Here is a 12,112-nt window from a genome sequence, read left to right as displayed (position 1 = left end):
TCATAATAATCCTTTATTCGGAATACACGAAGTTGAATCTGCCTCCCGGTGCGGTATCGCCGTTGACATAGAAATCCATGATATTCCCGTTTTCCTGCATGTTGTCATTCCACTTGAACTCGAAGTTGAGTGGTTTATCACTCTGGTTGAGTATTTTTTTGTCAATCTTTATCTCGAGTCTGTTATCTTTCACGACAAAGAATGATTTATTCACTTCTTCCCATTCCCATCTGTTTCCGATGTTCTTTTCGATAATCACCTTTTTTCCCGAGGGATTCTTCCGATTTATAATATAGTCGTACCCATTCCAACCGGTTGATTTATCTCTGTCGATATCGATAAGCAGGAGCATCCAGTTCGGATCTTTATGCGAAGTAAGCTTTTCAGCGGTTTCCACGTAAAAATAGATGAATTGATCGTCCCTGGTTACTTTTGCCTTGACGATATCGTTTCGTCCGGTATTGTTGGTATAGTAGGTGTTGTTCCTCCCTACATGGTCGCGGTGGAAAGTATTGCCTTTGTAGTGTTTGTATTCGGGCGTCACATTGTCCCATTGGCCGGATTCACCCAATTTGATGGTTTTAGGACCTGGAGCCTTTTCCGGTGGGGTCATTCCTTTGAATTTCCTTACGTTATCTATCAGTTGAAGATAATAGACATCGCCTTTATTACCCCATCCTTTGTTGGGTTCGATGTCCCTGCTGCGTTTCCAGTCGAACTGGTCGACGAAGGAGAAAGGGTCTCCGGTCCATGAATGTTCAGGGAGCCATTGTCCTGCGATGAACTCGTTCCATCCTGTGACAAAGACCAGTTCAGGATCTACTTCGAAAGCATGGTCCCACTGTTCCTGAAAATTCCAGCCGTAGAGGTAACCATCCACCCTGGGGTCGAACCCGTTTCGTTGAGAGAAATCTCGTCCCTGCGATCCGGGGAGATTGAATGCGCTGCAATGTCCGTTGGTTTCGGGAGCCGCGTTTTGTGCCACTCCTACTGCCATCTGTTCGAAACCACCTTTTTGATCGGGTATATACCCATGTTGAGGATAGTTCTCGAGCCATGCCCACTGATCTGCTCTCTTCGGGCCATCCACATAATCGGGTTGTCCGGGGCGGAAAGTGAAAAATTCCGCGATCTCACGGTCTTCGGGCGAGTTGGTCAGGTTATCGGGGTAAGCCATAATTCCCGGTTTTCCTTTCCAATTGAACCATAGATTCTTGTATCTTCCCGGTTTATAAACATCATTGTAAAGTTGTCTAAGGGAGACCAGTGAATGAGGAGTCGGACCAAAGGGAAGCATAAAGGCAATCTTGGGAACGTTCACCCCGTCTTGCTGTGCCTGGTCCCAGGTTTTCATCAGCGTTTCGTACGATTCAATCCAGGTAAGGCTTCCGTTTGTGCAGTCGAAGAAGACCACATCCACTTTCGCATCTGCCAACATCTCCGCATGTTTTCTCAACACCCATGGATCGGTCGTCTTGTAATAGCCCAACAAGGGTTGTTCCCAATAGAAGAATCCCGGTTTTGCCTTTCCCCATGCAGGATGGTTATAATCCTTCATCGCTTCGGGATGTTTCCTTACTATTTCTGTGATGTTTTTGACGGTTGTGGTGGTATCGTCATTTCCCTGATGCCAGGTCCAATAAAACATGGCTACATATTTGTCCCTCTTACCCCCGGCATCGGGATATTCACTGACTTTTCTTTCCAGCGCATCGGTTGCCGACCATTGGTCACTATCTACCCCTTGTGCTGTAAGAAGCTGAGTCGAGATGAACAAAAGATAGAAAAGAACCAGATTTTTTTGTTTTGTCTGTAATCTGCGCATAATTTGATAAATTTTGATTATGGTGAAATATAATGCATAATTTCACTCCAGTTACTAATCCCAATAATTGATTTATATGGTTCGAATACCTCAGCTTCTCTATCGGTTCCCGCAGCCTGGTAGGCATACCACACAGGTTTGCGTCCACCCGGATCGGTTTCGTCATCGGGGAAACGCCTTAATCCGATCCGCAGCCCATATTCCACCCTGTTGTCTATCCAGTTATGCCATTGGATAGCGTCAATACCATCCAGGTTTGCCAGTTTCTTCCAGGCATAGGCAAAACCGGCTGCCTGTTCCTTCAGGTCTTTGGTTTCATAGGTGCGGGAGTTGGTGCCGTTCTCTGAGAGCCATAATGTTCTTTTGACCGACCCTTTATAACTGTTTTCCGGCTTTTTGATCCAATCATCTATCACTTCCAGATTCTTGAATGTGACCAATGGGCTATGGGGAGTAAAAATAGCTTTTCCATCCAGCCAGGTCTTCGGCTCGTTCAGATCTTGCGGGTAGGGGTGATAGGCCACTCCCCATTGAAAATCACCCTCGAGGTTACAGAATTGTTGCAGCATTGTCAACAACTCTTTGGAGGAATAGAGTTCAACCGGTTCAACCCATGAATGGGTGAATGATCCCATTATTTCACTGTGTTCATCATATTGTCGGCTGATATTATGACATATCCTCATGGATCTCAGGTAAGTGTCAAGATAATTCAGCATGGGCTTTCTTCCCATGTTCGTCCAACTGAGTCCGGCATCCACTTCATTGTGCATGATCCATTTGTGTATTCTACCGTAAGCATTGTCGGGTCGGTTATAGCGGGAGGCCAGAAAATCGAGGGCGGCCGCGTAACAGTTGACTCCCTCATCCGTAGTCATATTAGGCATGGTATAAATGCCTTCCGATGTGAAATCGGGATGCTGCAATATTCTCCCTATTTCCGGATCAGCACATTCAGCTGCTTTTTGTACCAGAATGATTGCCGCCACCACGATATTTTTTGAGGCAGCCAGTTTCAAAGCTTCATCTATATGTTTGAGGTAATCGGTGGACATGTAATAGGTTTTTCCCCCGTATGTATGGGAAACCCTGTTGACCCCGGGGGTAGTGTAGATCATCCCGGTGATGAGGATATTGATGGTGATACTGGTAATACCGAGCTCATCGAGATCGCTCACAAACTGGTTTATGAAAAACCCACCCAACCCTTTTTTGCTCGTTAAAATTCCCGGTGGCATTGATTGTGTAGGCTCAATTACATCGGCATACCTGGCGTGGGAGGCGAGCAATTCGTTATTGCCACTCTCCTTGACGATGACCCATCTGGAAAGTAAACGGTCATAGTTTATGCCATTTTTGGCAATCACCCGTGGCAGGGTAATCCGGAATGAACTGTTGTCGAGTGCTATTTTATTTTTAAACTGAGTGGTGGTAACCAGTGTATCATTCGGAAAAACTTCGCACAGGCTGAACTTCCCTTCACCGCTATATTCCCCGGTGACGGTAATTTCGGTTCTACTCACCTTTACTTCGGTAATGGAAGAAGAAAAGCGTTGTTTCAGGTAAGCGTCCAAAGCTTCCTTGATCGCTTCATCCTGTATGATCTGTTCTTCTTCTTTGTCGTAAATCTCTTTTTCCGCCTGGTTCATCGATCTGAAATAGATATTTCGGATCTCGATATTGATTCCGCTTTTTGTGCCGAAATCAAACCTTATGAAATCATCCTGTTTTCCCCACGAGAAATCTTTTCTCGCCTTTATCAGGGTCAGAGAGTAATTTTTCCACATGGAGGAGGCAGGTATCGCATTGCCAAAAACTGAACGGCTTTCACTGATGGAAGGACCGAAGAATATCTGGGGCTTGTCAATCTCTCCCGAGCTTTTGTACTCAAATGTCAACACAACCGAATCCTGGTGGAGCATTTTCGATATACCTTCGGTCGTAATATAGGGATCTCCCCCCGTCGTGTTGATTGAATAGCTGTTTTTCTCGATTTGCGATATGGTCAGTTGATTGGCCGAGTTGAGTTTGAACTTCAGATACTCGGTGGTAGCCGGTTTGACAATAACCGGAGGTTCGATTTCGGGCTCTTTACTGCATGAAAAGAAAAAAAGCGATACGAATATAAGCTTTATAAGAAAGATACTGAACTGTTGCATTCAATTTTGATTTTGTTATATACTAGAAATCTTTTGGAGTTGCTCTAAGCCATTTGCCCGAAAGTGAAGCATCAATATCGAGTAACAGCAATTGTCCGTTTACTTTCGAAGGAATAATCTGTTCTCCAACTTTTACCACCGGCGCTTTTTTACCGGTAACAATGGGTAATGACACACGTCCTGTTCCTTGTATTTGTATTTGATAGACGGTTCCCTGTTCGGTTATTTCAGGAATGAAGACAATCTTTGTCAGCGGTTGTTCTGCAAAGGTATATTTATGCCCGTCGATAGTGATGCCTTTACAACCATTTCCGATAAAGGCTGTCAAACGGTTATCATTCCCTGTCCTGAAAGCCATTGAAAGTTTTCCGTTATAGATAATCCTATGACCGTTGATAGCCATGTTATCGAGTTCAATGGTATCGATCGGCAGAGGATTAACCGCCAGTGCTTGCGCATCCCTTTCTGCATTACGGGAAAATCCGGTATCCCAATTCTCCCTGTGTGTACGGTAATGGCGTACTACCATCGTTGTCCCATTGGGGAAAGCGGTCATGAAGTAATCCGAAGTACGTGACACTACGGAAGGGTTGTCATTGACATCCTTCAGACGTCCCGTGGCCGGATAAGCATCGGCTGCGTGAAGCAGTTCGAATAATGTCCGGGTTTCATAACCAAGGCTCTGCGACTGGTCGTCACGCGGACGAAATCCGAGATAGTAGAATGTGCCTTTTCCATGATCGGTTTTTACTCCGACAATTTTACCATCGCATTGCGCAACGATTTCATTATTGTTGGAATCTGTCGGATAAATTCGGTCTACAAGGAAATCGGTGAGGATCGTTTGCGGTGGGACAGCAGCAAAGCTTCCGCTGAAAGTAATCTCCTTTCCTGTGGCAATCTCTCCCATAAATGCGTCGTGTCGGTAACGGACTCCTGCCAGCTTCTGCCATTGTTCCACACAAGAGTTCCCTTCCGAGTCGAGCAAGGGTGGGGTGCCGAACCAAAGCACTTTGCCTCCGTTTTTCATGAACAACTCCATCATATCGAGCAATCCTTTTTCGGGTAACGGCTCAAACATGACGACCAGTGTGCCGTAGGTTTTGTCTTTTACTTTTAGTTTGCCATCCTCCAATACCTCTCCCATCTCCATTAGCTTTTGTGCGGTAAGATAGTTGGTGTAGCCATACTGGGTAACCCAACTGCCGAAACGTTCTTCCACCGCTACCAGGCTCAGGGGATAGATCGTTAGTACATCTATGTCACGGTGGACATTTCCCGTAATCATTGAAATATCCCTGGGTGGTTGAGCTCCAAAAGCGTAATTGACCGCCATCCGGCGTTGATGTGCTTCCGCCGGGAAACCCCAGGCTGCAGCGTATGCGTTGGGGTATTTGTTGATCACCCCGATCGAGGAAGCCATCGCCGCACCGTAATAGTTACGGTCGCTCCAGCCACATTCAGCGAAGTCGTTTCCTGTCGGTTCCAGGTATTCACCCCATTTAAAATAATCGTAACAAGCTGCTGCAGCCTGATGCACTGTATTACTCCACACAAAGTTGGAGGTATATTCATACTGGGCGGGTATCGGAGGTAGTTTTTCCGTATTCCACAGATCGATAGTAGGGCTTTCCGCCCATGACGCATGTGCACCCGTTTTCAGTTCTCGCCCGAATAGTGATTCGGCATATTTTTTCGCATTGTTAAATAGATCGACCACTCCATTATTCAATAGCTTGTAATAGCGATCACGTAATTGATAGGTTTTGTGGATATCTCCCGGTGTAGCCCCCATTACGTACTGAATATTGAGAACCGAATGAGCAAACGGTTCATAGTTTGGTGCGCCATATACGAAGTAGAGGAGGTATTTGTCGTCAAATGGTTGTCCATACTTATGCGTATAAGTATTAGCCATACTCTCAGTGAGATACAGGGAGTTGAACTGTCCGTTCTCATGATGGCTGAAATAGCTCCAGTCTTGCTGGATATGCATCTCGTCGGAATAAAATTCCGTGAGGTTCACTCCTTTATCGTGATATTTTTCTATCAGTGTTTTAAGGAAAACAGGTGCGTCGGCGTTAAAATAATCCATTTCCTGGGTTTCATATTCGAGCATGACCATGACCCGGTCGTAGCCTTCCACTTCAGGTTCTTCACCCGAAACCTGCAATAACCGCATTTCTATATTCTGTCCGACTCCTTGTGCCTGGTAATTCATCGTGTCGGTTGCCTCGTATGTAACCTGCTTTAACTCTACAATATCTTCCGGCTTTACCACCCGATAGGGGATAAAACCGCCACTCTCTTTAAATGCATATGCCTTGACATTTTTTAATTTTACCGGTGATTTGCCCTTGTTGTTGGTCCAGTATAGCTGATGCCAGATAGGAAGGTGGAATTTACCGGTTTTGGTATCCCTGAACCCGACTTTATAGGCCAGCCAACGCCCGCTATTACCGGTCTGTTTTTTGTATGCCGGCCCCAATTCCAGCGGACTTAACAGGCTCAAACAGATACCCATATCGTATTGTTTGACGAAATCGCTGATGACCTTGATGTTATCTACATATTCGTCGGTGTCGGGTGTCAGTTCTCTTTTGGCACCCGTATCGTTACGGTATTGCCGGAAAAACTCGTCGAACGCAATAATAAGCTGCTTGGATCCATGTTTGTTCCCTTCCTCGCAGATTTGCCGCAGGCTCCGGATGTACTTGTTGTAACCGAGAGAGAGATCCATCTCCTTGTCCGGATCGGTGAGATCTCTCAGTTGTTGATCGCTGGTAAGGATAATTGATTGTGCCTGAAGGAATGAATCCATTCCAGAAAGGCATCCCAATATGCATAATAAAAAGAAAAATCTTATAGCCTTCATATGATTGTTTTATTCCTGTTATTCATTCCACTGTATGGATTATTTCCGACCAGTCGTTAATGCCTATGATTGATTTGTAAGGTTCAAATACCTTGTCTTCCTGCGAAGTATCGGCAGCCTGAAAAAGATACCATACTGGTTTTTTCCCGGCAGGATCGGTTTCATCGTCGGGATATTTACGGAGACCGATGCGAAGACCAAATTCACCGCGTGCATCCATCCAGTTGTGCCACTGGAATGCATCGATACCATCAAGGTGTTTCATTTTTTTCCAGGCATAGGCAAAACCGGCTGCCTGTTCGGCAAGATCTTGTTCGGAGTAGGAGCGTGAGTTTGTCCCGTTTTCCGACAACCAGACGGTTCTTTTTTGCGTGCCGAGATATTTATTTTCCGGTAGCTCAATCCATTTATCCAACACTTCAAGATTCTTGAAGGTGACCATTGGTGAATTCATTTTGAAGGTCGCCGAATTGTCATTCCACGTTTTTGGCTCATTCAGGTCTTCCGGATAGGGATGACAGGCTAAACCCCATTGAAAATCGCCTTCCACTTCAGAGTAACGAAGGAGCCCGTTGAGAAGATCGAGTGTGGCGTAATCTCCATCCACAGGAACAGGTTCACTCCATGAATGGGTGAATGATGCCAGCACTTCGCTATGCTCGTCATACTTTCGTATGATGTTGTAGCATAAGCGCATTGATTTGTAATAAGCATCCAGGAAGACATGCAGCGGCCGGTTACTCCCCATATTTGTCCATACATGCCCTGCATCCACTTCGTTGTGCATAATCCAGTGGTGAATGCGCCCATATTTGTTATCTTCCCTTCCATAACGGTTGGCGAGGAAATCGAGTGCAGCAGCATAGCAATGGACACTCTCAATGGATGTCATATTAGGCATGGTGTAAAAAGCATTTTCACCTCCGAAGTTCTCATCCTGGAGCAACTGTCCCACTTTGGGGTCGGCAGACTGGCTTGCAGAATTTACCAGGAGGATTGCAGCCACGATGATATTATGTTTGGAGGCCTCAAGCATCGTGCGATCGTACCCCTCCACGGTAATACTGTCGAAATAATAGGTCTTTCCCCCATATTCATGGGCGATTGTATTCTCCCTTTCGTCGAGATAGATAAACCGGGTGATCCAGATATTTACAGTGATGCTGCTAGCCGGAAAATCAACCAGATCGGAACTGTACCCTCTTCCTATGTGATAACCTCCGATTCCTTTTCTTCCGGCAAGTTTCCCTGCTGGCAAATTTCTTTCCGGTTTAATATAATCGGCATGACGTGCAGACGAAAGAAGTTTTTTCCCTTTGGCTATTACCCATTTTGATAGTGCCTGATCATAGAGAAATCCATCGATATTCACAAACCTTTCCAGTTCAATGGAGAATGGCGATTGTGTCAGTTCCATCCCCTCAAATTGTTCCAGCAAAGTAATGTTTTCCCATGGTTTTACGGCATGTAGGATTGCCTTTCCATCGTCGGAATGATAGTTCCCCTTTATACGGAGGGTCGAATCCAGCACCTCGACATGCGTGACAGAGGATTGGTAATCATTGGATAAATAGTTGGCTAATTTATCGTTGGCTTGTTGATCGAGCGCTTTGAAAGCCTCTTTCTCCTTAAAAAGAGCACTCTCGGTTTTGTTACGGTTACGAAAATAAATATTGTGTATAATTATTTCGGTGTTGTCCCGGTCGCCGAAATCTAACCGGATAAAACCTTTTTCTGAATTCCAGTTAAAATTTTCGATGGATTCACCCAGGTCTACTGAATAGATAGCTATTTCTTCCGTTACTTCCAGTCCCGGGCCTTTCTGACTCCCTGCTAAGTTAGACCCGAAAGAACCGGTTTCTTCCGAAAAAAAGAAAACCTCCAAAAAGTTAACTCCCTTTGCTGAACTATATTCAAAGGTCAATACCGTTTGATCTTTAGAGAGCGGCTTTTTTAATTTCTTCAGGAAAATATAGGGATCATGCCCTTTTGTGGTTATTTTATATTCATTCTCTCCCAGGGAATCTATTGTCAGATGGTTGGCAGAGGGCAGATCGAAACGCATATATTCGGGACTCCTACTGTTACAACTTATTGCCATTAAGTTTGCTACCAATAACATGATGATAGGATATCTTGATTTCATAATTTTATGAGCTTTTTTTATGTTATTTCCGGAAAATCAGGTGCTATTTTCCCAAATTAATCCTTGTAATTTTGGCTTTGCCGGCATCTGAAAATGAAATTTTAATATCTTTCATAGCACCCTGATAACCGGGTATAGCGGATAAGTCGATCTGATGTTTATGAGGATGACCGTCTGAAACTATGGTTTGTTTGACTGTTATAGTTTGTTTTGTTGGAAAGAGGGGTACCTTCATCTCTTTCTCTTTTTCTACACTAAATTCCCCTTCACTCCAGTTCAACCAATCCGTAAAATCAGATTTACCGACCGGTCGTATTTCAACAACGAGTTCCAGTTCTTTATTCTTTTCTGAGGTAAACTCGCCTTCTATTTCCAGGAATGGAGATTCGGATGCTTGCCAGAATGTGAGAGGACTTATCAGTGTTGCGTTTTTTTCGAATTGTATATTTAATCCATCTTGAATAGGGAATCCCGTATCTTTTATTTTACCTTGATAATACCAATTACAACGTGAGTTTTCAAAATGCCATTCGGAATTTGGCCTGATAGTCCGATTTTCCTTCGCATACGACCGGATATCATCCAAGGTACCCAAAATGAATGATGTTTTATAAGTCCAATGGATGTTGTGGTCAATGATTTGTCTACCGACCGGTGCAATATGTCCTGTTTGTCCATCTTTTTCACCGCCATATCCTTTGAACGCATCGTTGGGGTGAAATCCACCGTTGAAGTTCATTACTTCCGGTTGAAATACTCCTATTCCATACCCTTTGTCATCCAGTAATGCAGCCCAATTTTCAGGGGTATAAAAATGTACCCAGGGCCATCCTTTCTTATCATTTTTGTCGACGATAACTGTTACAGGTTCATCGGTGAAAGGTTTATCTCCAAGATAGGCAACCAGTTTATACCAAGGACCATTTGTGTACACTGCCGGCATTTCCTGTCCGGCGGCATGATATTGGGTTTTATCATTCCTGTTGTTTATCAGGGTAGCTTCCATGGTGATCACATTTCCTTCCAAAATATAAAGGCTTTCAAACACGCATTCACCTGCAACACCCGTCTTATGAGGCCATTGCATCGGAATACTTCTGATGAAAATAGCATTCTCTCCCCGTTTTTCAGAGGAAATTACCTTTGAACGGTTACCTCCTGCATCTCCCGATTGGATGGGATTCCATCCTAACCCTTCCCATTCAGGGGCAGGCCTTTCGCCATTGGGACCGATATATGGCCAGGGGCCGCTATAAAAAGACATTTGTATCTGTCGACCCCAGTCGAAACTGTTGATCATATTCTCACCGCCATTGGCTTTATCGGAGAGATAAGTGACGGCACCTCCCAGGGTTATATCCACGCCGAGTTTTAGTCGCTCATTTTGAATGTACACCATAGAAGTGTCTTTACCGAAGCTGCCACTGGCACATGCCATTAGCCTTCCTAAACACAGATATATGAACAATAAATAAAGGGGCTTTCTATACATTTTCTCCGAATTAATTGTGAATAAAAAAATCAGAACTTCGAAGACTCACGTTATTGTATTAAGGATCAACGAAGTTCTGATATAAAATATTAGATAAAGAGAATTCTACCAACCTGGATTCTGCCAGTCATCACCTGTGAGGGCTTCCATCTTTGAAACCTCGGACAGGCTGAGAGGGAACATCAGATATTTATCTGTATTGGTTCCACGTTCTTGCAGTTTTACCCTATTGTAGATATAATTATCTCCATCCTTTGTTATTCTCATACCTGTGACGAACTTGTCGGTCTCGTTGAGTATTTTCCACCTTCTTACATCAAAGAAGCGGTGCTCTTCAAAAGCAAGCTCTACTTGCCGCTCGTTGCGGTATCGAACTTGAAATTCTTCATTGGAAAGCCCGGCTGGAAGAGGAGGCATTTCGACCCGCGCCCGGACAATATTAACAGCATCTCTTGCAGAAAGTGCACCTGCTCCGGCTGCTTTGCCCGCTACTGCTACATCAGGTCCGGCTGAGTTGTATGCAGCCTCGGCAAAATTCAGATATAACTCACCCAATCTGAAGATTTTCATAAGTCCGTCATTATCCACATTCACATTTGACCTGTAGTCATTAAATTTCCTCAAATAATAGCCGGTGCGTGTAAACCGTATCTGTGTGATATCATCAGATATGCCGCAGTTACCCCCGACAAAAGTTTCTACTGGTATTGGTGCAGGGGGTGGCGTAAAAGTTTCGATCTGAAAATCTTTGATCGTTATTTCATATCCGGCTCCACCTGTGATATCAAATCGTAGAAAATGGTTTTCCGGTTGTGCTCCACCACTTGCATCCACACCAAATCCCCAATTGCTTATTGCTGTGGAGAGATCGTATTCGAATCTTGTCCATTCGGAAGCTTGTTCAATAACAATGTTTTCGCCCGACGACCTTCCTCCTTGCGGACCACCTGCCACACAGAAGAAAAACTCGGCGTTAGTCACTCTGATATTACTTTTGTATTGAAAACTGATTACTTTCTTTTCAGCATCACCCAACGGTTTTCCAAGAGTGGAAGTATGAATCCATGGGTCACTTCCGGTACTTGTTAGGGTAACTTCATCATTATTCTCTGAAACCGAGATATTATTTACCACAGAAGGTAAAAATTTCAAGGGGAAGATATCTTTTTCGATATTACCACTGGAAAGCGATCTGGGAGAATTATTGTAATATACAGAGGCATAGAATCGAGGATCCCGTCCCTCATAAGGATTGTTTGGATCATATCCGGATGCTGTATTGATGATGGGATCCAGACGATTAGCGTCATTATATCCCAAGACAGGCATTTCTCCTGTTGCTTGCATTCCATAGGCATCCACCAATTCTTGTGAGGGACCTGCCCCTGCTTTTTCAGCACCTCCGGTAATGGGCGTACCTGCCCATTTCCATACATTTGTTCTGGCACTGGTCGATTCGAAGATGGTTTCTTTGTCTACAGAACGACTTGGATCGGAACGGAAAATGAAATAATAGGCGTAAGCATTCTGGGCTACATCCCCACCTGGTGTGACGTTGAATAACTCAAATCCGTGTGCCAGACATTGGTCCAATGCTTCTTTGGTGATTTCTGTG

6 protein-coding genes are annotated in these 12,112 nt (G+C 44.4%); all 6 read right to left on the bottom strand.

From position 1 onward, the window contains the following. Nucleotides 1-13: 13 nt before the first annotated feature. Complete coding sequence (locus ABV001_RS01445) at nt 14-1,825, bottom strand: hypothetical protein (protein WP_352421163.1); 1,812 nt, start codon at nt 1,823-1,825, stop codon at nt 14-16. Between the two features lie 17 nt (nt 1,826-1,842). Beyond that, nucleotides 1,843-3,984, bottom strand: coding sequence for a DUF5722 domain-containing protein (locus tag ABV001_RS01440; RefSeq protein ID WP_352421162.1), 2,142 nt, complete (start codon nt 3,982-3,984; stop codon nt 1,843-1,845). Nucleotides 3,985-4,006: 22 nt separating this feature from the next. Further along, the gene (locus ABV001_RS01435) at nt 4,007-6,859 is read right to left on the bottom strand and encodes a hypothetical protein (protein ID WP_352421161.1); all 2,853 of its coding nucleotides are present in this window, start codon (nt 6,857-6,859) and stop codon (nt 4,007-4,009) included. A 22-nt stretch (nt 6,860-6,881) separates the two neighbouring features. Then, nucleotides 6,882-9,005: a DUF5722 domain-containing protein gene (locus ABV001_RS01430; protein ID WP_352421160.1), complete on the bottom strand. Its 2,124-nt coding sequence runs from the start codon at nt 9,003-9,005 to the stop codon at nt 6,882-6,884. 43 nt (nt 9,006-9,048) lie between these two features. Next, the gene (locus ABV001_RS01425) at nt 9,049-10,404 is read right to left on the bottom strand and encodes a hypothetical protein (RefSeq protein ID WP_352421159.1); all 1,356 of its coding nucleotides are present in this window, start codon (nt 10,402-10,404) and stop codon (nt 9,049-9,051) included. A 198-nt stretch (nt 10,405-10,602) separates the two neighbouring features. Then, on the bottom strand, nt 10,603-12,112 hold a 1,510-nt coding region (locus ABV001_RS01420), incomplete at its 5' end, for a RagB/SusD family nutrient uptake outer membrane protein (RefSeq protein ID WP_352421158.1).

Source organism: Proteiniphilum sp. (genome assembly GCF_040307845.1).
Classification (GTDB): Bacteria; Bacteroidota; Bacteroidia; order Bacteroidales; family Dysgonomonadaceae; genus Proteiniphilum.
This window is presented reverse-complemented; position numbering and strand designations above follow the sequence as displayed.